Source organism: Paenibacillus massiliensis 2301065 = DSM 16942, from assembly GCF_000377505.1.
Lineage (GTDB): Bacteria > Bacillota > Bacilli > Paenibacillales > Paenibacillaceae > Paenibacillus > Paenibacillus massiliensis.
In genome coordinates, this window is sequence record NZ_KB898186.1 from 138,721 (window position 1) to 161,695 (window position 22,975).

At 49.4% G+C, this 22,975-nt stretch carries 16 protein-coding genes; 11 read left to right on the top strand and 5 right to left on the bottom strand.

What is annotated here, in order from left to right; genetic code table 11:
* Nucleotides 1-61 precede the first annotated feature (61 nt).
* Nucleotides 62-2,548, top strand: coding sequence for a TIM-barrel domain-containing protein (locus tag D328_RS0104590; protein ID WP_018883785.1), 2,487 nt, complete (start codon nucleotides 62-64; stop codon nucleotides 2,546-2,548).
* Nucleotides 2,549-2,859: 311 nt separating this feature from the next.
* On the opposite strand, the gene D328_RS0104595 is transcribed toward D328_RS0104590, so the two are convergent.
* Nucleotides 2,860-3,951 (bottom strand): GntR family transcriptional regulator, encoded by a 1,092-nt coding sequence (locus D328_RS0104595; protein ID WP_026281005.1) that lies wholly within the window; start codon nucleotides 3,949-3,951, stop codon nucleotides 2,860-2,862.
* Between the two features lie 309 nt (nucleotides 3,952-4,260).
* On the opposite strand from D328_RS0104595, the gene D328_RS0104600 reads away from it, so the two are divergent.
* From D328_RS0104600 to D328_RS0104640, 9 genes are all read left to right on the top strand, one after another.
* Entirely contained in the window at nucleotides 4,261-5,877 is a 1,617-nt protein-coding gene (locus D328_RS0104600) for a xylulokinase (RefSeq protein WP_018883787.1), read from the top strand.
* A gap of 1 nt (nucleotide 5,878) precedes the next feature.
* Nucleotides 5,879-6,574, top strand: coding sequence for an L-ribulose-5-phosphate 4-epimerase (locus D328_RS0104605; RefSeq protein ID WP_018883788.1), 696 nt, complete (start codon nucleotides 5,879-5,881; stop codon nucleotides 6,572-6,574).
* A 297-nt stretch (nucleotides 6,575-6,871) separates the two neighbouring features.
* Nucleotides 6,872-8,296, top strand: coding sequence for an L-arabinose isomerase (gene araA, locus D328_RS0104610; protein ID WP_018883789.1), 1,425 nt, complete (start codon nucleotides 6,872-6,874; stop codon nucleotides 8,294-8,296).
* 209 nt (nucleotides 8,297-8,505) lie between these two features.
* Nucleotides 8,506-8,739: a hypothetical protein gene (locus D328_RS0104615; RefSeq protein ID WP_018883790.1), complete on the top strand. Its 234-nt coding sequence runs from the start codon at nucleotides 8,506-8,508 to the stop codon at nucleotides 8,737-8,739.
* 52 nt (nucleotides 8,740-8,791) lie between these two features.
* The gene (locus D328_RS0104620) at nucleotides 8,792-9,409 is read left to right on the top strand and encodes an NUDIX hydrolase (protein WP_018883791.1); all 618 of its coding nucleotides are present in this window, start codon (nucleotides 8,792-8,794) and stop codon (nucleotides 9,407-9,409) included.
* Nucleotides 9,410-9,655: 246 nt separating this feature from the next.
* Nucleotides 9,656-10,201 carry a glutathione peroxidase gene (locus tag D328_RS0104625; RefSeq protein WP_018883792.1) on the top strand — a complete coding sequence of 182 codons (546 nt, stop codon included), beginning with the start codon at nucleotides 9,656-9,658 and terminating at the stop codon, nucleotides 10,199-10,201.
* Nucleotides 10,202-10,563: 362 nt separating this feature from the next.
* The gene (locus D328_RS0104630) at nucleotides 10,564-11,571 is read left to right on the top strand and encodes a FecCD family ABC transporter permease (protein ID WP_018883793.1); all 1,008 of its coding nucleotides are present in this window, start codon (nucleotides 10,564-10,566) and stop codon (nucleotides 11,569-11,571) included.
* Nucleotides 11,568-12,593, top strand: coding sequence for a FecCD family ABC transporter permease (locus D328_RS0104635; RefSeq protein ID WP_018883794.1), 1,026 nt, complete (start codon nucleotides 11,568-11,570; stop codon nucleotides 12,591-12,593). The genes D328_RS0104630 and D328_RS0104635 overlap by 4 nt, the downstream gene beginning before the upstream one ends.
* 40 nt (nucleotides 12,594-12,633) lie before the next feature.
* Nucleotides 12,634-13,578, top strand: coding sequence for an ABC transporter substrate-binding protein (locus D328_RS0104640; RefSeq protein ID WP_018883795.1), 945 nt, complete (start codon nucleotides 12,634-12,636; stop codon nucleotides 13,576-13,578).
* Between the two features lie 290 nt (nucleotides 13,579-13,868).
* On the opposite strand, the gene D328_RS28350 is transcribed toward D328_RS0104640, so the two are convergent.
* The 4 genes from D328_RS28350 to D328_RS0104660 all read right to left on the bottom strand — a co-directional run bounded on the left by D328_RS28350 (nucleotide 13,869) and on the right by D328_RS0104660 (nucleotide 20,053).
* On the bottom strand, nucleotides 13,869-15,053 hold the full coding sequence (locus D328_RS28350; protein WP_033412311.1) for an MFS transporter: 1,185 nt from the start codon (nucleotides 15,051-15,053) through the stop codon (nucleotides 13,869-13,871).
* Nucleotides 15,054-15,299: 246 nt separating this feature from the next.
* Nucleotides 15,300-15,581 carry an ArsR/SmtB family transcription factor gene (locus D328_RS0104650; RefSeq protein ID WP_018883797.1) on the bottom strand — a complete coding sequence of 94 codons (282 nt, stop codon included), beginning with the start codon at nucleotides 15,579-15,581 and terminating at the stop codon, nucleotides 15,300-15,302.
* A 358-nt stretch (nucleotides 15,582-15,939) separates the two neighbouring features.
* Nucleotides 15,940-17,568: an extracellular solute-binding protein gene (locus D328_RS0104655; protein WP_018883798.1), complete on the bottom strand. Its 1,629-nt coding sequence runs from the start codon at nucleotides 17,566-17,568 to the stop codon at nucleotides 15,940-15,942.
* A gap of 151 nt (nucleotides 17,569-17,719) precedes the next feature.
* Nucleotides 17,720-20,053, bottom strand: coding sequence for a helix-turn-helix domain-containing protein (locus tag D328_RS0104660; protein ID WP_018883799.1), 2,334 nt, complete (start codon nucleotides 20,051-20,053; stop codon nucleotides 17,720-17,722).
* Between the two features lie 247 nt (nucleotides 20,054-20,300).
* Between D328_RS0104660 and D328_RS31790 the strand changes: the two genes are divergently transcribed.
* Nucleotides 20,301-22,934, top strand: coding sequence for an S-layer homology domain-containing protein (locus D328_RS31790; RefSeq protein WP_033412269.1), 2,634 nt, complete (start codon nucleotides 20,301-20,303; stop codon nucleotides 22,932-22,934).
* The last annotated feature ends 41 nt before the right edge of the window (nucleotides 22,935-22,975 follow it).

The following is a 22,975-nucleotide window of genomic DNA, read 5'->3' on the forward strand; positions in this document are numbered from 1 at the left end:
GGGGAAGTACGTAGTCGTATGTCTGTGTATTCAAAAATATAACAGTGAGGGGCAACAGCGGATGAAGATAAGTACGAAGCTTATAAATGTAGAAAACAGCGCCCGTCATCTCGACTTGTTCACGAATGCTGCCATATTCCGAGTGATGCTGCTAACGGATGATATCGTGAGAATTCGCTGCACGTTTGAGGAGGATTTTCCCGAGGAGGCCTCTTACGCACTAGCGATGACTGCTTGGGAAGACAAGCTCAATTCTGTGGTCCCTGACCGTAGAACAATTGAAGCTCTCCCTGTACAGTACGACGATGAGGGCACTCACCTCTTCTTGTCCACACGGACATTGCGTATACGCATCTACAAGGAACCGTTCGCCATAGAGATCAGGGATACAGACGGGAATCTGCTGCACGCCGACCTGAAGGAAAGATCCTATGTTCGTGATATGCAGGGCAGACTCTATCATTATACTTGCCTGGACGATCAGGATTATTATTATGGCTTTGGTGAAAAGGCAGGGTACCTGAACAAAAAGCATCGCCGTATGAGGATGCACAATGTGGACACTATTGGGTATGACTCGGAGCATACAGACCCCTTATACAAGCATATTCCGTTCTATATCAAATGGAGCGGCAGTAATCGCACAGCCAGCGGGCTGTTCTACCACAATTCGCATGACTCCGTCTTCGACATGGGGTGCGAGCGGAGTGGCTACTGGAATAAATACTCCTATTTTTGCGCCGATGGTGGCGAACTGGACGTGTTCTTCATTCATGGCCCTCATATTCGTGATGTAGTAAGGCATTATACGGACCTCACCGGGAAAACGGTGCTCCCTGCCAAATACTCACTTGGGTATATGGGATCTACCATGTATTACACGGAGCTGGAGCAGGATTCAGACCAGGCCATTCTGGGCTTCTTGGATAAATGTAAGGAAGAAGGGATTCCTTGTGATGGCTTCTTCCTATCCTCGGGATATACGACCGGGTCCGATGGAAAGCGGCATGTGCTTCACTGGAATCATGATCGCTTCCCCGATCCGAAGCGATTCGTTGAGGAGATGAAGAAGAAGGGCGCAGCACTGGCTCCGAACATCAAGCCGGGCATGCTGGCGACGAATCCGTTGTACAAGGAATTCGACGAGGCTGGTGCCTATATTCAAAATCCGGCAGGAGAGCAGTCACACTTGGACCGATTCTGGGGTGGGCCGGCCTCGTTCGTAGACTTTACGAATCCGCAGGGTAGAGCCCTGTGGAAGAAGCATTTGCAGCATTCTTTGCTGTCGCTCGGGATTACCTCTATCTGGAACGACAACAATGAGTATGAAATCAATGATTCGCAGGCGCTATGCCATGTCGAAGGAGATCCGAAGCCTATTGCAGGCTTGCGCCCCATTATGCCGAATCTGATGGCACAGATGGCGTATGAGGCCATGGAGGAGGCCGCTCCAACAGTTCGCCCATATATTGTGAACCGGGCTGGATTCGCCGGTATTCAGCGGTACGCACAGACCTGGGCAGGGGACAATAACACCAGCTGGAAGAGCTTGAAGTTCAACATTCCCGTTATTCTCGGCTTGGGGCTATCCGGTGTTGCCAATCAGGGCTGTGACATCGGTGGTTTTTTTGGTCCGGCTCCTGATCCCGAATTGTTCGTACGGTGGGTACAGAATGGAATCTTCCAACCCAGATTCTCCATTCATTCGTGCAACACAGACAATACGGTGACAGAGCCGTGGATGTATCCGGCCTACACACCTTATATTCGGGAAGCGATTCAGCTTAGATACCGACTCGTGCCTTACCTCTACTCCCTGCTGTTTGAAGCATCAACAGAGGGGACACCGATAATGAGACCGCTCGTGTACGAGTTCCAAGATGATGATCGGGTGTATGGGGAGAGCTTCGACTTCATGGTGGGTACCTCGCTGCTGGTTGCGAATGTACTGGAGCAAGGCGCTTGTACAAGGGAGCTATACTTGCCGAAGGGGACGGAGTGGGTTGAGTGGAATACGCGGACAAGATACGCTGGCGGGCAGACCGTTCAGCTTGATGTTACGCTGGAATCTATTCCGATGTTCATCCGATGCGGCGGCATCATTCCCATGGCACCGGGGCTGATGAATATCCACCAGGATCGGGTCGAGCATCTGCATCTGCTGGTGGAGCCATCGGAGGAGGCCTGCTTTGTCTGGTACGATGACGATGGAAGCAGCAACCGATATAAGCAGGGAGACTATGCGAAGACAACAATCTGCATCGAGAAGGACAAGGATACCCGAATCTCGTTCATGCATGAGGGAGACTATCGCACCACCGTGCAGACCATGGTTGTCGAGGTGCTATGCAGAGAGGTAGCCCCCGTTCAAATTAACCTGAAAGGCATGAAGCTCCCGATGTTCCTTAGGAGAGAGCAATGGGAGGCTTCCGCCGAGGGCTGGTTCTATGATATGGAGCAGAAGGCAGCTATCATGAAATATGACAATCCGCACGAGGACTATGACATTCGTATGAACTTCGATGTAAAGGATCTGATTTCGATTTAAACAGTATCTTGCCGGGATCAACTGTGAGTATAGGGCCGCTGCAAGCGGGGAGCCCTGTCGACCACTGTTACGCTCGCTGTTCTTTTGGACGAATATTAAGCAGATGAACGGCAAGCTTAAAAGGCGGAGTCTATGCTTCCGAAGCAGCTTTTTTGCAAAAAGCTTTCAACTTCGTTTCTTTAGGACTTTCCCGCTTTCCGCTCACCACTACGCTCCCAGAGCATTAGGCATGACGGAGACCGGATCATACACTGACCGGTCTCTCTTCTGTAACAATCCTTTGTATCAATCCTCTATATCAATCCTCTATATCATTCCTCTGTAATCCCCCTCACCGTCTCTCCTTCGACTAGCACAGGCGAATAGTAGGTACTGTTCGGCAGATCCTTCTTACCCTGCAGCTTCTTAATCACCCAGTCCGCAGCATCGCGTCCCATCTGTTCCTGAGGGTGAGTCAGGGTGGTAAGACGGATATTCGCATTCTTGGCGATATAGGAATTGTCCTGCCCGATAATGGATAATTCATCGGGGACGGAAATATTCAGCTGGCGGCACACATTCACCACTTCGAGCCCTACCTCATCGTTATAGCAGACCACAGCCGTCAAGATGTCTCGATTCTCCTGCAGGAAGGTCTTCAGGCTGGTGGAGAGCTCCTGCTTCGTCTCAGTATCGAAGGAGAGAACTTGCTCCGGGTGGAAGCGTAGCTTGGCTTCACCAAGTGCCTTGATGTAGCCCTTCATTCGATACTTGCCTTGCAGGTCATCCATCTTGGAGATAATACCAATCTGAGTGTGACCCTTGGAGATCAATTCCTTGGTCGCCAGATAGCTGGACTGCACATCATCAAGGCAGAAGAAGGGAACCTCCAGCTCTTCATAATAAGCATTAATCATGATGAAGGGGACTTCCTGCTCCTTGAAGGAGAGATAGTAGGCGATATTAGGATTGAACAAATTGCTCTTCGTAGGCTCAACGATCAGGCCGTCCACGCCGAAGGACAGCATCATTTCCAGTGCCTTCTTCTCCTGAGCCACGTCATTATTGGTGCTGGCTAGCAGCAATGAGTAATTATCCTCATTCAGTCGACCTTCAATCCCGCGAATAATGGACGGAAAAATATAGTCAGAAATGTACGTCGTAATGACACCGATCGTTTTGTTACCCGTATTTCCGCTGGCCTTGGCCCGATATTGGTGGCTAACATAAGTGCCAGAGCCCTTCTCGCTTCTCAAGAATCCCTCATTTGATAATTCCAATATAGCCTTGCGAACCGTCTGACGGCTCACCTGATATGTATCCTGCAAAGCCGATTCTGTCGGGATTTGTTCGCCTACATTGTAGACCCCGGACAGAATGTTGCTTTTGATATCGTCAATGATCACCTGATATTTTGGCTTCAATTTCACTCACTTCTTCCATAGTTGTTCGCATACGAATTCACGCTTCTGAATTATTTGTGTGGACATATTTTAGCATGATATAGAGATTATTCAAACCGTTCACCAGCTTGTACATACAAAGAAAGATACTGAACATAGACTGATTCGCACAGGATTCATAACAACTTATCTATAGTTGTGTGTATATATAATAATGATAATTGACAAATGTACGTACAAAAAAATATACTAAGGCTGTAAGTAAAGGAAAGCGCCTTCTTTCGATTATTAGGCTATTCATACCGTATCAGAGAGGGGACCAACGTGAGCATGAATCATGAGCAGATTCAACAAGCGATTACCGGGGGAGACACGTCTCTTGGGATCGAATTCGGTTCCACCCGCATCAAAGCCGTGCTGATTGATCGTCGCTTCGAGACCATCGCATCAGGTAGCTATGAGTGGGAGAACCTCCTGAAGGATGGTTATTGGACGTACAACTTGACAGATATTATTACAGGTATGCAGGAAGCTTACCGTGAGATGAAGGAAGAAGTGGAGCGGACGTATGGAGTCTCTCTTCAAAAGATAGGCTCAATCGGCTTCTCGGCCATGATGCATGGCTATATGGCATTTGACAGCACAGGGGAGATGCTGGTTCCATTTCGGACCTGGCGTAATGCGACAACTGGCGCTGCTGCCAAGGAGCTGACCGAGCGATTCCAATTCAATATCCCTGAACGCTGGAGCATCGCGCATCTCTATCAGGCTATGCTGAACGAGGAACAGCATGTGCCTCGCATTGATTTTATAACGACATTAGCTGGGTTCATTCACTGGCTGTTGACAGGCAATAAGGCTATTGGTATCGGGGACGGATCGGGTATATTCCCGATTGATGAAGCCACGCAGGATTACAATGCTGCGATGATCGAGCAGTTCGATGAGCTCGTGGCCGCCAAGGGTTATCCGTGGAATCTGAAGGATATCCTTCCCCGAGTGTACGGCGCAGGGGAGTCGGCGGGGGTACTCAGTGAAGCTGGGGCCCACATGCTGGACGTATCACAGCAATTACAGCCCGGTATTCCGCTCTGTCCACCGGAAGGCGATGCCGGGACAGGGATGGTAGCCACGAATAGTGTACGGAAACGCACCGGGAACGTCTCGGTAGGTACTTCTGTGTTCGCCATGATCGTACTGGAGAAGGAGCTCTCCAAGGTATATCCAGAGATTGATCTGGTCACGACGCCGAGTGGTAGTCCTGTTGCCATGGTGCATGCTAACAACTGCTCCAGCGATCTCAATGCCTGGCTGGGTATATTCCGTGAATTCTCTGAAGCCATGGGCGTGAAGGCTGATCCGAGCCAATTGTTCGGTGTACTGCTGAATAAAGCACTGGAGGCCGACCCGGACGGTGGTGGCTTGCTCAGCTATGGATATTATTCGGGCGAGAATATTACAGGTCTGGAGCAGGGACGGCCATTGTTCGTCCGCTCACCAGAGAGCAGATTCAATCTCGCTAACTTTATGAGGACGCATCTATTTGCAGCCTTTGGTGCTCTGAAGCTTGGTATGGATATTTTGACCAAGGAGGAGCATGTGGCTATTGATGGCATTCTCGCTCATGGCGGGCTGTTCAAGACCCCTGTCGTGGGGCAAAAAATGGTGGCAGCGGCCATGAACGTGCCCATCTCCGTGATGGCAACAGCTGGAGAAGGCGGCGCATGGGGCATGGCCATTCTGGCTTCCTATATGGCAAATAAAGAGCAGCAGGAGACTCTGGAGGACTTCCTTGATGAGCAGGTCTTCAAGGATGTCGACGCACAGGAGATGGCTCCAGATGCCTCGGATGTGAAGGGCTTTGAGCTATTCATCGAGCGGTATAAGCAAGGTCTTACCATTGAGCAGGCAGCAGTTGACCATTTTCTGGAGAATGGAGTGAACTAACATGTTGGAGCAACTGAAAGAGGAAGTATACCAAGCGAATCTGGAGCTACCCAAGCAAGGGCTCATCAAATATACCTGGGGCAATGTGAGCGCTATGGATCGTGAAAGCGGTCTGTTCGTGATCAAGCCCAGCGGCGTGTCTTATGAGAACATGAAGCCCAGTGACATGGTCGTGGTCGATCTGGACGGCCAGGTCGTCGAAGGAGATATGAGACCTTCATCCGATACAGCGACACACGCCGTACTGTATAAGCATTATGCCGAGATAGGCGGCATCGTGCATACGCACTCCACCTGGGCGACCGCCTGGGCACAAGCGGGGCTGGATGTGCCTGTCATGGGAACGACGCACGCCGATACCTTCTACGGCTCAGTGCCATGTGCCCGCTTCCTGACCCAGGAAGAGGTAGACCGTGGCTACGAGGCGGAGACAGGCCATGTGATCATCGAGACATTCGAGGAGCGTGGACTGGATATTCTGGCTGTGCCCGGCATTTTGCTGCAAGGTCATGGTCCCTTCACCTGGGGCAAGGATGCCAAGTCGGCGGTTATGAATAGTGTTGTGTTGGAGGAAGTGGCGAAGACGAACCTATTTGCTCGTCAGCTGAACCATTTTGCACCGGAGCTGCCGCAGCGCATATTGGATAAGCACTATTTGCGCAAGCACGGCAAGGACGCCTATTACGGGCAGAAGTAACACTAACTATTAAAGGGTCAATCTGAACATCAGTGGTAGATTTTAGGCCGCAATTGGAGCAGAGGGGCGGAGGGATTCTGGAGAAACGGTAGTGTTCGCCTTTAAAGCTTTCTTTAAGAAAGCTACTTCGGAAGCATAGGCTAAGTCTGATTCCTACCTATAATCCTTGTACAATCTTGGAATCGGGCTTTAACAGCGATCGTAAGAAACCTTCGCCCCGTAGCGCCTTCATTGCTGAGCAATTAATCGCTGATTTTGATATTGAGTCCATATCCTAAGAAAAGAGGTAGAATGACCATGACAACCGCAGTGAAAAAGGAATTCTGGTTCGTTGTAGGCTCCCAGCATTTGTACGGGGAAGAGGCATTGGCGGAGGTTAAGGCACATGCGCAGGAGATGACAGATGCGTTGAATCAAAGTGGCATCCTGCCTTATCCACTTGTGTTGCAGGATCTGGCGGTCAGCGCAGACAAGATTACGACGATTATGAAGGAAGTCAACTATCGCGATGAGGTAGCCGGAGTCATCACCTGGATGCACACCTTCTCCCCAGCAAAAATGTGGATTCGCGGAACCAAGCTGCTGCAGAAGCCTTTGCTCCACTTGGCTACTCAATACAATGAGAGCATTCCTTGGGCTACCATTGACATGGACTTCATGAACCTGAATCAGGCTGCCCATGGAGACCGTGAATATGGGTTCATCAATGCTCGCCTGCGCAAGCAGAATAAAATCGTTGTAGGTTACTGGGAGCGCCCAGAAGTACAACAGCAAATTGCGGATTGGATGGACGTAGCCGTAGCTTACAACGAGAGTTTCAGCATCAAGGTAGCCCGCTTCGGAGACAATATGCGTAACGTCGGTGTAACCGAAGGCGACAAAGTAGAGGCCCAAATTCAATTTGGGTGGACGGTAGACTATTTTGGCATTGGAGACCTCGTGCAGGTCGTGAACGCTGTGAAGGACGAGGAAGTCGACGCATTGTTCGCTGAATATGCAGAGCTGTATGAATTTGATTATGGCACCAACAGCAAGGAATCCTGGGAAGCTAGTGTCAAAGTACAAGCCAGATATGAGATTGCCATCAAACGCTTCCTGGACGCAGGTGGCTACAACGCCTTCACTACGAACTTTGAGGATCTGCATGGCATGAAGCAGCTTCCTGGTCTGGCCGTGCAGCGCCTGATGGCCCAAGGGTATGGCTTCGCGGGCGAAGGAGATTGGAAGACGGCCGCATTGGATCGTCTGCTCAAGGTCATGAGCCACAATGAATCGACGGGCTTCATGGAGGATTACACCTATGAATTGGCAGCGGGTCAAGAGGCCATCCTGCAATCCCATATGCTGGAGGTAGACCCGTCACTGGCTAGCAGTAAGCCTAAGATTGTCGTGTCTCCACTAGGCATTGGCGATCGTGAAGATCCAGCTCGTCTGGTCTTTGATGGTAAGGCTGGAGACGGTGTTGTGGTATCCATGGCGGACTTTGGTACACACTATAAGCTCCTCATCAACGAGGTTACCGCTTTCGAGCCGACAGTACCAGCTCCCAAGCTCCCTGTGGCTCGTGTGCTCTGGGAGGTCAAGCCGAACTTCCAGGACGGCGTAAAAGCCTGGATCGAGAATGGCGGCGGGCATCATACCGTGGTCTCCCTGAATCTGACGACAGATCAGATTGTAACTTATGCCAAGCTGGTGAACCTGGAGTACGTCATTATTAAGTAATTCATGAAGGAATCAGTCTTACGTGGCCCGATGAGAAATAGGCCCTATATAGCATCATAATGAGGACCGTCACCGTGTGCAGTTGGTATAATAACCAATAGCAGGGGTTGCGGTCCTTTTTCCTATTCCGAGATGTCCAATGTGTAAGGGGACGAAATGGTAAAGGAAGCATCGAAAGATCAAAGGGGACAATGAAAGGATATGAAAGGATGTCCATGGAAGATAAGCTCAGTGAGGAATTGCGTAGTAATATAGCTGAGAGTAAAGATGTGCTGGAGCTAAGAGAGCTCCTGGTTGCCTTCAAGGATACAGGCTTGTCAAAGGATAGCATGTATACATGCCTGAATCAGCTGAGAGGTAGCGTCGAAGAAGATGACATTATACTAGAACTGTTAGATTTTGTTGTAGGGTACTGTCGACCCGAATTGGACCTATTCAAATAGTTGTATGACCTATATCTCAAAATACTACACTCAGAAGGGGCGGGGGAATTCCATGTTCCTAGATACATTGAAAAACCAGTTAGCTCAGCATCCGTCTTTATTTATTGGGGAGTCTACGGCATTTCGCTGTGCGGTCATGATTCCGTTGGTCCAGGTGGGGGGCGAATGGCATGTTCTATTCGAGGTCCGCTCCTACACGATGCGCAAGCAGCCCGGTGATATCAGCTTCCCTGGGGGGCGTATTGATGCGACAGATGCATCACCACTCGGAGCCGCTTTGCGAGAGACTCATGAGGAGCTGGGGATTGATCCCGAGTCGGTGCAGATTGTAGGACCGTTAAGTCCGTATGTGGCCTCGCCGTCCTTCGTGGTCTATCCATTCGTAGCGAAGGTGGATTACGACCAGATCATTCATGCGTACAATAGAGATGAGGTGGAGGAGGTATTTACGGTGCCGCTCCAGTGGCTATTAAGCTACGAGCCTTATATGCATGAGGTGGCTGTAGAGCCTGTGCCCGCACCCGATTTTCCTTATGACAAGATCATGAACGGGGCCAACTATCAGTGGAGAACACGGCCCATTGAAGAGTGGTTCTATGATTACCAGAGCTACACCATCTGGGGCTTAACCGCGCGGATTCTGAAGCATTTTATAGAAATCATGAGATAGAGTGTTGCTTCTCTCGCAGACCTCTCTTGAGTAAGTCAGGGGAGGTCTGTTTAGGGTTCCTATTTGTACATCCGAGTAATCGGTTATGTATAAATATTGATTGTCTATTTATAGGGTTATCCTATAGACGGTATTTGTATTATATATTTGAACAATAAAGCATTGAGACTTAAGATACCAGTATAGCTTACTAATATGTTTCATTGAATTCATGATTAGTGGGAGATTCAAGGGAGGTAGGGTGAAATGTCGATATACCAATTCCAAGTGAACAAGATCGATGGCAGCTCTGTTCCATTAAGTGCTTATCAGGGCAAATTTCTAGTGATTGTCAATACAGCAAGCCAGTGTAGCTATTCCCGTCAATTCGCTGATCTTCAACAGCTATATGAGAACTACAGGGAGCAAGGGCTGGAAATCCTCGCTTTTCCCTGTAACCAATTCAACGATAAAGAACCGGATCGAAATGCTGAAGTGGAGCGATATTGTAGAGGTACTTTTGGCGTGACGTTTCCGTTGTTCGAGAAGGTAGAAGTGAGGGGAGCTGGAGCACACCCATTATTTCAATATTTAACGCAGCAAGCACCCTTTCAAGGCTTTGATACTCAGAGCTCAAGCGGTCAATGGATGGACGACTTTTTGCAGAATAAGTATCCGGACATCTACGCCGGGGATGGAGTGAAATGGAATTTCACCAAATTTGTGATTGATCGTCATGGACATGTAGCCGCTCGGTTCGAGACGATCACGGAAATTAAAGATATGGAGCCAGCTATTCAGTCGTTACTTTAGCCTTATTGGGTTACCTCCCTCTTCATTAGCGAGACCGAGCAAAGACATTGCTAATTCGTGTGTAGTACCACATTATCTCCTGATCCGGTGGCTAAATTTATAGAGATCATGAGATAGAGTATTTGGAAATAAATCAATGATAACAAGCTCTCAGGGTGTGGCCTTGAGGGCTTTTGGTTGTCTGAGGCCTTTTGTTGTTAATGATGATATTTCATATACGCTATTAATCTTTAATTTCTAGTCACAGGAAAGAAAGGTATGAATATGAATGAAATTGCATAATTGACGTGATCATAGGTTTCGTTTAAAATCAATTAATTGAAAATGATTATCAGTGAGAAAAGTGATGTGATACCTACTCCATGAATGATACTGTGAAGCCCCTCCGGTTCACTCTCGTCTTGCTTCTGGCTATACTGCTGCTCGCTTGCTCCATGTTCATGGGGATTTCCTTCGGAGCCAAGGATTTAACGATCAGTAACGTGTGGGAGGCCGTATTCAGCTATGACCGCAGCTCAACCGCACATCAGATTATTCAAGAGGTACGACTTCCCCGGGTAATCGCCGCTGCCTTGGTAGGAGCTGCTTTTGCTGTGGCAGGGGCCTTAATGCAGGGTGTCACCCGTAATCCGCTGGCCGATGTCGGCGTGTTAGGCATCAACGCAGGAGCGATGTTTGTTGTGGCGCTCAGCTTTGTACTGTTCCCCCATCTTCCGTTCACGGTCCTGATGCTGCTGGCCTTCTCAGGAGCACTCGCAAGTACAGCCTTCATCTACCTGCTCGGTGCAGGAACTCCGGGTGGGTTAACCCCGATGAAGTTAACACTCGCTGGAACGGTAGTCGCGGCATTGCTGCATTCGTTAACCTCGGGTATCGCTATTTATTTTGAACTGAGCCAGGATCTGGCTTATTGGTATGCAGGTGGCGTAGCGGGAGTGGAGTGGGAGCAGCTACGTGTAGTTCTTCCAGTCATTCTGGTTGTATTGTTCATTGCCCTAATCCTGGGTCGATCCATTTCCATTATCGCTTTAGGGGAAGAGGTAGCCACCAATCTGGGAGTACATATTCGCAAGGTGCGTGTATATGCGATTGTATTTGCCTTGTTACTGGCAGGGGTGTCCGTGTCGGCTGTAGGCTCCATCGCCTTTGTCGGACTGGTCATACCGCACATAGCAAGGAAGCTGGTCGGTGTGAATTACACTTATGTCATTCCCATGTCGGCGGTGCTTGGCAGCATACTGCTAGTCCTCGCTGATCTAGGTGCACGTATGGCCGATCCACCCAAAGAGCTGGCGATCGGTGTTGTTGTTGCCATCATCGGCGTACCCTTCTTCCTCTATGTTGCGCGAAAGGAAAGACGGAATCTATGAGGACACACATACATAAGCGTCTTACACGCACGCTCCGCATAGGCACCGTACTACTGGGAGCAGTCATTTTTGCGATTGCGTTAGGGCTCAATACAGGCTCCATGGCCATTCCTTTCCCAGACGTTATCAACACCTTGCTTGGTCATGGAAATGACAGGCATGAGATGGTGCTCTTCGATTATCGTCTGCCCCGAATTATCATTACGATGCTGGCAGGTATGGGGCTAGGTATTGCAGGTGCCCTGCTGCAAGGTATTACGCGAAATGCGCTCGCTGATCCGGGCATACTGGGAATTCATGCTGGAGCATCGTTCGGACTGTTGATCTATATGAGCTATTTTCAGTCACTGAACACACTCCCCGTACTGATGATCCCGTTGTTTACCTTCATGGGCGGAGTCTTGGCAGCAGCTCTCATTATCCTATTCGTGTGGGAGCGACAGCAAGGGTTCCTGCCAGCCCGCCTGATCCTAATTGGCATTGCCATAGCTGCTGGATTCAATGCGGCAAGCCTGTATCTGTCACTACAGCTGGATGAGCGGACCTATTCGTTCACCGCAAGCTGGATGCTAGGGAATATATGGGGCAGAGATTGGATTAACGTATATGCAATTCTGCCTTGGATCGCGGCGCTGATCCCCATTGCCTGGATGAAGAGCAGGAGCCTGAATGCGATGGCACTGGAGGACGCTTCGGCGTTTAGCCTTGGAATACCCGTACAACGAGAACGTATCCAGATTCTATGTATTGCTGTGGCGTTGTCGTCAGCGAGTGTGTCGATGGCGGGAGGTATCGGGTTCATAGGGCTGGTAGCACCGCACATGGCCAGAAGGCTGGTAGGTCCGTATCATCAGTACCTGATTCCAATCTCCGGGCTGCTGGGCATGCTCATTCTTGTCCTGGCGGACACTTTGACACGAGCTGTATTTGATCCCAAGGCTATTCCGGCAGGCATTATAGTTGCTGCGGTAGGCGCTCCCTACTTTCTGTACCTGCTGCGAAGATCAATCACTTATAACTAGCAATCTCTTATAAATAGAACTGACAAAGGGGACTCACAACATGAGAGCATATACAACGATTATCACGACCTTATGCCTGTTATTCATACTGGCGGCCTGCGGAGCAGGTGGCTCGGCTACGACGACCACAGAGAACACCTCGACCAATGCAGAGACGACGACAGGAGCTGAAGGAGCAGCAGCGTCTACTGAAGGGGCCTATGATAAGAAAGTCGCTTCGATCTCGATCTTCCTGACTGGAGACTTGATGGCTCTGGGCATTAAGCCAGCAGCGACGACAACAAGCGATTATCTGCCGATCACAGAAGAGCGTTATCCCGATGTGGAGTATCTTGGTTTTACGAAAGATCCAGATATGGAGGCTTTGATTGGTCTACAGCCAGATGAAATTTTCATTGATGCCGAATTCGCTAACAAATTGGGGCTGGATAAGTTCGAGAAAATTGCCCCTACGCACGTCATTAACCTGGATGAGGGAAGATGGATGGATCGTGTGCGTGAAATCGGTAAGCTCGTAGATCGTGAGCAGACAGCAGAAGAGTACATCGCCAAGTACACGGACAAAGCTAAGCAGGTATCGGAGTTAGCGTCACAGAAGCTGGGGGATGGCACAGTTATGGCGGTCCGTGTATCTGCGAAGGGTTTGCGTGTATACGGTACGGAGCGTCCGCTTGGACCGATCCTGTATGAGGATCTGGCTTTTACTCCTGCCAAGGGTGTAGAAGCGATCACGAAAAACTGGGAGAATATCTCCAAGGAAGTGCTGCCTGACTTTGAAGCTGATACAATCTTTGTGCTAGTATCCGCTGTGGATGAGGGCAGCGATAAAGTGTTCGAGGATCTGAAGTCTGATCCGCTCTGGATGGGCCTCAAGGCCGTTCAGAATAACCAGGTGTATGTCTTGAAGGAGCAACCGTGGCTGGATTACTCTGCATACGGAAATATGCTGGCCTTAGAGGACCTGGAGCGGATCTTGTCCAACTAAGGACTGTGGAACAGGATCTTCGGTACATTTAAAAAGCATCTCTTGAACGTAGTATCAGTAGCTCTGTGGTATTCTGCAGGCTGGCTGATCTGCGCTCGGGAGATGCTTTTTTAAGATCATTGAATTTGTAAGTTATCCGCGGAGCTAAACAATTCATAGGGACACATGATCAGTTCTGTAGCAGCCATTTTAGTCGAATGCAATCGTCATCGCCCTTCGAGTTAAGTGGTCAAGCACTGATTTTGAGGTTGAGCCATAATTTCTGCATACTAGTTTGGAAAAAGTCTGTTTCATTGCTTGCCCGCGGCGGGTCCTATTCCATTTGCAGATTGACTTCGCATCGAAAGCGATATTATAGCTGGGAGGAGTGCAACTGCAACACCAATTGCCCCAGCCACGCCGATCGACTGCAGTGAGAAACTTTCCACAACCACACCGCCAACAACAGCTCCCACCGCAATTCCCGATTGTATGAAAGATGTATTCAAGCTCAAGAGAATTCCCGATGCGCTTGGTGCCAAGCCAATCATATACACTTGCTGAACGGGCCCCGTAAACCAGGCAAAAAACGACCATAAAAGAAGCAACGGAAAGACAGCTATAGAAGAATGAGCAAATACAGTCATCAGGAGCAAAATACCAGCGTGGATGATCAGGCTTCCATTCAATGTACGTGGAATACCCAACTTATCTGCACCATATCCTCCAGCCTGGGCGCCAAGCAGACTTGCTATGCCGAAAGCAAATAGCGAAATGCTCACCATGCTATTGCTCATTCCAGTAATGTTCAGCAGAAATGGTGTAATAAACGTGTAAATAATCGTGTAACCAACCATCCAGAAGAAGCTGATCGACAAGGTTAATAAAAGCTGGGGATTTTTTAACAGGGCAAGTTGTTCTCTAAGAGGCACATTTGCCTCTCCCTTGGACTTTGGTATAGTGAATGAAATGACCAGCATCGCGATAAAACTAAGCAGCCCGATTCCGTAAAAGATCACTTTCCAGTCGTAGGTGCTTGCAATGACCCTTCCCAGAGGAACACCTAAAATAAGCGATAGATTAAATCCCATCATAATCGTTGCTATGGCAGTGCCTTGTTTGCCAGGTCCGGCAATTTGAGCAGAAACAGTTAGCGCAACCACCGTAAAGACACCGGTGCTAAGAGCTAAGATAACCCGAGCTCCAACAAGCATCGCATAGCCGTTCGTGACCACTGTGATCAGATTTCCAATAAAGAATAGCGCCAAAGCAGCCAACATGAGTTTTCTTCGGCTTATTTTTGAGGTAGCCGCAATGAGAATCGGAGTGCCAACCGCGTAAGCAATCGAATAAACCGAAATGAGTTGGCCAGCAGTAGCAATTGTTACGCCTACATCTCTGGAAACTAGATCCAATATTCCGGCAATTACAAATTCCGAAGTCCCCACTAAAAAACTAACAATAGCTAAAATATAGATTTTCCACGATTTAAGCATCTTATTGTACCTCTTTCCAATTCTATATATCTTGATATATAGAATTAAAGTTGATATAGGTTTACATTTTCTTTCCAGTTGAATCTCTTCTTGTCGCAGTCGTTCGTAAGGCATAACGCTTCCTGTATTGGAATTGGTGTGGAGAAGTGTAGAGATTCCAAGTTCCAGTGTTGAGTGTTTTTTTCATATCCGTTCGCTCCTTTCATTTCTATATTTCTAAATATATAGAATTTATTATCAAAAAATTTACGCCAGTAAATATGGCGCAAATTTCTTTGCCACTTCTTGATTAACACTGTAGTGAATAAATGAACCGCTCTTTTGCGACTGGATTAAGCCCGAATCCGTCAGTTGCTTAAGGTGATGAGATAATGTTGAGCCAGCCACGTTTCCAAGCTGTTCACTAATCGCGGTAACACATTGATTGCTTTCATTTACCAGCATTAATGCAATTTTTAATCGTGTAGGTTCACCTAGAGCCTTGTATACTTTAACAGCCTGCACGAGTTCGTGTTCAACATGATCCATTATAATTTCCTTTCCATTTTGATTTCTATGATTCTATAATTATAGAAATGATGATACCACCTAATCGCTGCAGTGTAAAGAGAAAATAATGCCGTCGCCACTTCAACTGAAAGACCAACACAGCGCGTTTTCTATTTATGTTTAGCAGGGAAAGCATGTTTCTTCGAGCTCCATGCAATAATTACAGCAAGGAGCAGCAGAACTAGCAACAGTCCCGGAAACACTTCTACTCCGCCTGACTACAGTATAAGGCCGCCAACAATTCCGCCTCCCGCGATTGCCAGATTCCAAACTGTGGTATTGATCAGCATACGAGAACTCCGTCAGTATGGGCATATCCACTAGTTAAATCCGTATTTCACTGCCCAGTATGCTCACGATACCAATCATTGGCCTCCTGCAGCACCTCGGCCCCCCCAGCACCCATAAATTCATGAACGAACTCGTCAAAATACGATAGGGGCTTCTCACCCGTGATGATGGCAACGTAGGCTTTGTTCTTCAGCTTCATCAGCTCGGGTCCATACCTGCTCAAGGCTGGGGTGGCAATCTCCAAGGCATTGTAGATACCGTCTCGGTCAAGCTTCTGCGTCGAGGCCCACTCTGCGCCCCGGTCTGTGGGCATCCGTGGTACCGTCATGCCAAGATTGGCGCCGATCTTGTTCTGATAGCTGAACATGCTGTTGTAGGGCGGCAGGACGATGACATCCTTCCTGCTGGCATCAGCCCATTCCCAATGCTTGCCCATGACACCATAATTCATGGACGTATATTCGTCCAGATCGGGATTGGCACTGACGTAATCCAGCATTTGCAGAATTCGCTCCATCTTGCCTGGCTCCTTGGCGGCATCAGCCCCGATAGCCGTGAAGCTCATCAGCATATCGTAGGCCTTGGAGCCTCGTTGTCCATAGGGTCCCGTGAAGGGCTGACCGAAGGTAATCCTTGCGTCAGGCTCCTTCGCGAGCAGCTCCCGAGCATTAAAGGTTGCGTCTACAGGTGACTCTTCCGCAGCCATCCCTTCGCGGTAGTGCAAGGTCTTGTAATCGCCCTGCTGGACCCAATGATAATAATTCCCCTTGGAGGTCATGCCGATTCTGCCCTGGATAAAGGCGTGCGAGAGGTGTTTGTAGCCGCCCTTGTTCTCACCAGTGATAAATTCGGGATCAATGACGCCATCCTGGTACCATTTGCGGAGGTATTGCAGAGACTCCTTCATCTCTGGCTCCAGAGCGCCGATGACCAGCTCCTGATCCTTCTTACCAAAATACAGCTGATCTGCGAAGACGATCTGACCGAAGGCGCCGAAGACAACATTCATGCCCTCACTCGATAGACCATAGGTATCCTTAAGGCCATTGCCGTCGGGATCGCCATTCGCAAAGGCATAGATGACCTTCTCGAACTCCTCCAGCGTCTCAGGTACCTTCAGACCAAGCGTGTCCAGCCAATCCTGGCGATACACCACTGGAATCCGGTAGATATTCGTAGGATTCACGACAGGGATACCGTAATATTTGCCATCAATGGTGCCATAGTTTTCATAGGATGGAGCATGCTCACGGATCGCCTTCAAGAGGTTGGGGGCGTTCTGCTCCAGCATGTCTCTTGGTATCTCTGCGAGCATGCCTTGCTGCTGATACTTCAGAAGATCCTGCGGCTGTCTTATCCTGAACAGATCAGGAATGGCTCCTTGTGCCAGCTTCATGTCGAGTAGTGACTCATAGCGGTTATTCTCAAGGTTCCATATATCCAGTCGTACATTGAATTTGTTCTCGACATACCGAACCATCTCGGCATCCTCCGGCACGGGGAGATTCTGATGCATCGTCCAGGAAATATGGAATTCAGGAGCAGCAGAGGCTACTGAGGCCTGAGGTTCGTCTATGTCTGTAGTGGATCTCACTACCGAATCACAGCCGCTAATGAGGCCTAGCCATATGACTGCGGCAAGAACGCCGAAGCGCTGTAATCTCTTCATTTTCATGCTGTGGAACCTTCCTATGCGTTATTCGGACTCGTAGGCTGCAGGCCAGCGGTAGATGCTTTTCATGTACAAGATGTCAGCTTCACGTCCGTTACGTCTGCTCTACGTGTGCTATGTCTGCTCTACGTGTGCTATGTCTGCTCTACTTGTGTTAGGTCTGCTTCAAAGTACGCAGGTAATTGCCTGGCGTACAGCCGTGGATTTCCTTGAATTTTTTGATAAAATAAGCCGCTGTGCCATAGCCTACTGTAGCAGCGACCTGCTCGACAGTCATGTCGGTGGTCTCAATCAGCGCTTTGGCCTGCTCCATACGCTGGTTGGTTATATAGCTTGTGTACGTGACACCGATTTCTTCCTTGAAGAGCTTGCTCAGGTACTTTGGACTGATATACACCTGTGCAGCAACCGCCTCAAGTGATAGATCCTCTGCCAGGTGGCTATGGATATACTCCCTCGCAAGTTCAATGCTGGAGACGGCACGTTCACTGTTGCGCTTTTCCATCTGCATAATAAAGTCGGCAACCACATCCACAAGCCAACTCCGGAACTCCAGAATATTCTGAATCTCCATATACTGATAGTACAAATCCAGCTTCCCTTGCTCAGGGTGGCTGTACCGAACATTCTTCATATAATCGGAGACGGTGAACACCGTGTTCGATAGTATAAAATGACAGTAATCCGCAGGATAGTTATCCTCGCGCATAGCGGCGACGAGCTGGTCAAGCACGATTGTGACTTCATCAGCTTGTCTGGCATGCAGCTTCTCACGGAAGCGGACGAGAATGGATTGTGGCAGCTCCTCCAAGCTATGCTCTCGCTCCAGTAAATGATGATCCCGCAGAATCGGCATTTCCGGCAAGAAATACCCGTATTTCATCAAGGCTTGTGCCTTGTTATAGCTCTCATGGATGTCCGTCAGCTCCTGCACCCAGGAGCCCCACGCGAGCTGAAAGTCCAGACTGAGTTGCTGCCGTCCTACCGTGAGTACGAATGAAGACAGCTCCTCCAGTAGCAGATTGTTCGCTTCTTCGGCACCCAGTATGATCACCAGCTTTTTGTCAGGCAGCTCTTCGGCAATGATGTGGCTTCGCGGATGGCTTAGTGAATGACTATGCGACAGGGCATCCTCCTCCAGTTGCTTGATCATTTCATGTACCACATATTCCATATGGCTGGAGCTTAGCCGGGCGAACACTTCTCCAGAGTTCACGACTATACAGGCATAATGGCGAAAATCATGCGGGAGACGCAGGTGACTTCGTTCATTCGACCATTCCTCACGGGAATAGCCATTGCGGAGCAGGGTCAGTATCGTATTATGCTTAATGACCGAGCTGCTCGCGAGCAGGGTCTCTTCAAGGCTGGAGACCTTATCGCTTAATCGAAGGAAGGCTGTGTCGATCAGCTTGAATTCATTCGTGACCTGTGCAGTCGCAGGATCGAGCGAATCCTTAATTTTGCCGACCAGCCGTTTGATCGGACTGTAGCTTGCTCTGGCCAGAAAGCCGGATAGTGCAACACCGATCAGAATGACTAGCAGACAGATACCGAGAATCAGCTTCTGCACGACAATGGTCTTCTCATAATAGGAGCTGGCAGGCATGGCACTCATGATCTTCCAGCCTGTGGATGGAAGGGTCTCATAGGATACTACATAGGAGGTGTCATTGACCATATTGTGAAAACTTCCGCTCTCCGCAGAGGACATGAGGGCGTTGATCACCTCAGAGCCGTAAGCTTGAGTCGGCCCCTCCTGAGACAGATCGGAGATGCTGGTGCCAGAAGAATCTACTATAAACGTACTACTATATGGAGATGGCATCATATTTTGAATGATACCGTTAATGGCGCTTTCTTTGACATCAATAGCAATCATGAGATCGGCGTTCTCGCCAGATTCTTGAAAGGGGTAGCTGTGGGCATAAGTGATCAAGCCAGCATCATGGTTATCAGGCAGGCTGGATAGGGCATCAACTGGAACCGGACGGACTCCTGTCCATAGGCTACTGTGCTCGTTGCTTCGCATACCTTGGACCCAATCGGCCAGCACGCTCGAGCTACTGCCTTGATCTGCTTGATATTCAAGCCCGTAGATGGAAGAGAGCAGAATATTCTGCTTCGGATTATATAGATGAATAGCATGTACGAGGTCCGAGTTGCTGGTTACTTTGGACTTAAGCAGCTCCTGCAGATCAATGACCCTGCTCAGGTTGCTGTCCAGGGATGAATCGGCGAACCATCGCACATCAGCGTTCCTGTTCAGTGAGATATCCAGATAGATCTGCTGGACTCGCTCCAGAACAGATGTCTCAATGGTATGAGCTGTATTCTCAAGAATCATCTGATGCTTGTCGTGTAATTCTTGTTTGTAGTTATTGGAGAAGTATATATAGAAGACAGAGCAGAGCAGCAGTACAATGACAAGCACAATAGAAATGTAGGAAAATGCCAGATTGGCGAATACGGAATTCCACTTTTTCAAGATATACTCTCCCTCCCGCTGCGATTATACACCACACCTTTCAGGGCTTATACACAAGAAACTGTCGAATTTCATTAACGGAATGTAAAATTAACACCTTCATTATAGACGATATTTGCTTGGTTTTTACATAAATCTTCATAAACTAGTGAGAGCATCCCAAATTGATATAAAGGAGAAATTGTTATATTGCTGTAGAGCACGCTCCGATGCTAGATTGGGGTCGAATCGTTCGATATCCAAAAAGATGGGAGCAGACAAATTGAAAAAGAAGTCCACTCGAAAGCTAGTATCTGTGACGTTGGGATTGATGTTGCTGTCCAATGGCGTTGCCTTAAATCCTTCTTATGCTGTATCGGGCGAGTCACGGACTCCATCCACGGTTGAACTACCGGCAGCTCCGGTATGGGGGCATTTTGTAGATACCTACAAAAATAATACTTCCGTAAATAAGGAGGTCTACTCGAACCCTTCGATCGGGGTATTGTCTGGCTTCCTGGAGCTGTGGACCCCGGGGGATTCCTGGGATAACGGGACAAAGCTGAATAGTAGCGTGCTGGATGCCAACATTCAGTATGTGGTCAATACAGCTGCTACTCGCAGTGCTGCGGATGAGGAAAGAGCTTACTACGATGACCGCAGGAATCAGACGTATGGGGCTGCTGACGGTCTGGGGTCTCTATCCGAGGTGTACCGTGAGAAGTCCGGCACATATACGACGATTACCAGCATTCCGGAGAATGCCACATCGGTCAAGTACAATGATGGCAATGGCTCCAATCAGGCGGGAGACTCCAACTCTGAGCTGGGCAAGATGGTTGACCTGATCGGGAAGCTGCGCGGTAACTATGCTTCGACGACACCAGCGAAAAATTACTATAGCTATCCTAGACCGTACCGTTGGGCCAATGATACCTCCATTATCGTGCCTACACTGGTGCCTGCGATTAGTCAGACGCCAGCTACAGATGGTGGCTTCCCAAGCGGCCATACGAATGCGTCATATCTGGCTGCCCTGTCACTCGCTTATGCTGTGCCTGAGCGTTATCAGGAGCTACTGACCCGAGCCTCGGAAATGGGGAATAGCCGAATCGTTGCCGGGATGCACTCCCCGCTGGATGTAATGGGCGGACGTGTTATGGCGACGGCGCTGGCTGCAGCTACGCTGAATGACCCCGACAACGCCGAGCTAAAGAAGGCAGCGTATGATCAGGCGCATGAATTCCTGCTGACCGAAACAGGTACAGCAGAGGATCGCTTCAGCAATTATGATCAGAACAAGGCGCAATTCACTCAGCGTCTGACCTACGACTTCCCGCAGATTGCTTCGACTACGAAGCCTGTTAGCGTGCCTAAGGGTGCGGAGGTCTTGCTGGAGACTCGCCTGCCGTATCTGAGTGCGGAGCAGCGCCGCGAAGTGCTGGCTACCACGGGTCTGCCATCCGGCTACCCCGTGCTGGATGATCCAGAGGGCTGGGGACGCTTGAATCTGTTTGCAGCGGCAGACGGATACGGTGCCTTCCATAACGATGTAACGGTGACGATGGATGCCTATCAGGGTGGATTCCATGCAGAAGATCGCTGGCGCAATAACATCTCCGGCGTCGGCAAGCTGACGAAGGAGGGGGCAGGTACCCTGAAGCTGCAAGGCAGCAATACTTACTCCGGTGGTACACAGATCAATGCAGGTACCCTGGAAGGGGACTCTGCATCAGCCTTCGGTAGCGGTGATGTATTTAATAATGGGGGTACCGTTGTAGAGAATGTATATGGTGCCATGACGATTGGCGGTAACTTCACACAGACAGCCGGCAGTACTTTGGAGCTGAACCTGATTCGTTCCGATGACGTAGTCGATGTCCAAGGTACAGTCCAACTGGCAGGGGCCCTGCACGTAAAATTCGCAGATGGCTATGTACCAGGCAGAGGCTCGATTACCCTGATCACACATGGGGCTAACGAGCGGACAGGAAGCTTCGATGCCGTAACGATCACTGGCGTACCAAGTCAGTATAATGCCAAGATCGTCTATCAGACAGACAAGGTTGTGCTCTCCATCACGTCCAAGTCAAGCTCTGACAGCTCATCCGATGGCTCAGGCTCCACAGGCGGTACATCTGGTGGAACGAACAACGGGGGAACGACGACAGGCGGGACAACTACGGGTGGAACAACCAGTGGCGGAACGACTCCTGCAACTCCTACTGATAATGGTGCATCCGAGCAGCCAAGCGGCGTGAACCCGTTCCAGTCGAACGTCATTACAAGGCAAGCTGTGCTGCAGGCGATCACTGATGCCATTGCTGTGGCAAGCAACAGAACGACATCATTCAACGATACAGCTAATCATTGGGGTAGTGATACCGTTGGGACAGCGGTCAAGCTAGGAGTCGTTGATGGATACAGTGATGGTACCTTCCGCCCTGACGCCACGGTGACGAGAGCGGAGTTCGTAGCGATGATTGCCCGTGCATTTGGTCTGACAGCGGGCTCGGCTTCCACTGATTTCAAGGATACCTCTGCTCACTGGGCAGCAGGCTATATTGCAACGCTGGCGGAGAAAGACATTGTGAACGGATACGAGGATGGCAGCTTCAAGCCGAATGCGACCATCTCCCGTGCTGAAATGGTAACGATCATTTCGCGTGTGCTGAATCTTGAGGTATTGGCTACAGGTACGCCAGCCAGCTTCACGGACGTGAGCAGCAATTACTGGGCAGCGCAAGCCATCCAGCAAGCCTCGTCTGCGAATCTGGTGCAGGGGATGTCTGCATCCACCTTCGTTCCTCAGAATCATGCTACTCGTGCCGAAGCCTTGACGATCATTATCCGTGCTCTGAAGACGGATAGCTCTATTAGTGCATTAATTGAAGGGCTGTAATGATATTCAAATGAGTTAGAGAGAAGGGCCATATCACTCCG

What these genes read in the sequence shown, in the direction of transcription:
- D328_RS0104650 (WP_018883797.1), bottom strand. Translation starts at nt 15,581, where the DNA reads ATGGATCATGTTGAACACGAACTCGTGCAGGCTGTTAAAGTATACAAG.
- D328_RS0104600 (WP_018883787.1), top strand. Translation starts at nt 4,261, where the DNA reads ATGAATCATGAGCAGATTCAACAAGCGATTACCGGGGGAGACACGTCT.
- D328_RS0104625 (WP_018883792.1), top strand. Translation starts at nt 9,656, where the DNA reads ATGTCGATATACCAATTCCAAGTGAACAAGATCGATGGCAGCTCTGTT.
- D328_RS0104590 (WP_018883785.1), top strand. Translation starts at nt 62, where the DNA reads ATGAAGATAAGTACGAAGCTTATAAATGTAGAAAACAGCGCCCGTCAT.
- D328_RS31790 (WP_033412269.1), top strand. Translation starts at nt 20,301, where the DNA reads ATGGGAGCAGACAAATTGAAAAAGAAGTCCACTCGAAAGCTAGTATCT.
- D328_RS0104605 (WP_018883788.1), top strand. Translation starts at nt 5,879, where the DNA reads ATGTTGGAGCAACTGAAAGAGGAAGTATACCAAGCGAATCTGGAGCTA.
- D328_RS0104655 (WP_018883798.1), bottom strand. Translation starts at nt 17,568, where the DNA reads ATGAAAATGAAGAGATTACAGCGCTTCGGCGTTCTTGCCGCAGTCATA.
- D328_RS0104620 (WP_018883791.1), top strand. Translation starts at nt 8,792, where the DNA reads ATGTTCCTAGATACATTGAAAAACCAGTTAGCTCAGCATCCGTCTTTA.
- araA (WP_018883789.1), top strand. Translation starts at nt 6,872, where the DNA reads ATGACAACCGCAGTGAAAAAGGAATTCTGGTTCGTTGTAGGCTCCCAG.
- D328_RS0104635 (WP_018883794.1), top strand. Translation starts at nt 11,568, where the DNA reads ATGAGGACACACATACATAAGCGTCTTACACGCACGCTCCGCATAGGC.
- D328_RS0104615 (WP_018883790.1), top strand. Translation starts at nt 8,506, where the DNA reads ATGTCCATGGAAGATAAGCTCAGTGAGGAATTGCGTAGTAATATAGCT.
- D328_RS0104640 (WP_018883795.1), top strand. Translation starts at nt 12,634, where the DNA reads ATGAGAGCATATACAACGATTATCACGACCTTATGCCTGTTATTCATA.
- D328_RS28350 (WP_033412311.1), bottom strand. Translation starts at nt 15,053, where the DNA reads ATGCTTAAATCGTGGAAAATCTATATTTTAGCTATTGTTAGTTTTTTA.
- D328_RS0104630 (WP_018883793.1), top strand. Translation starts at nt 10,564, where the DNA reads ATGAATGATACTGTGAAGCCCCTCCGGTTCACTCTCGTCTTGCTTCTG.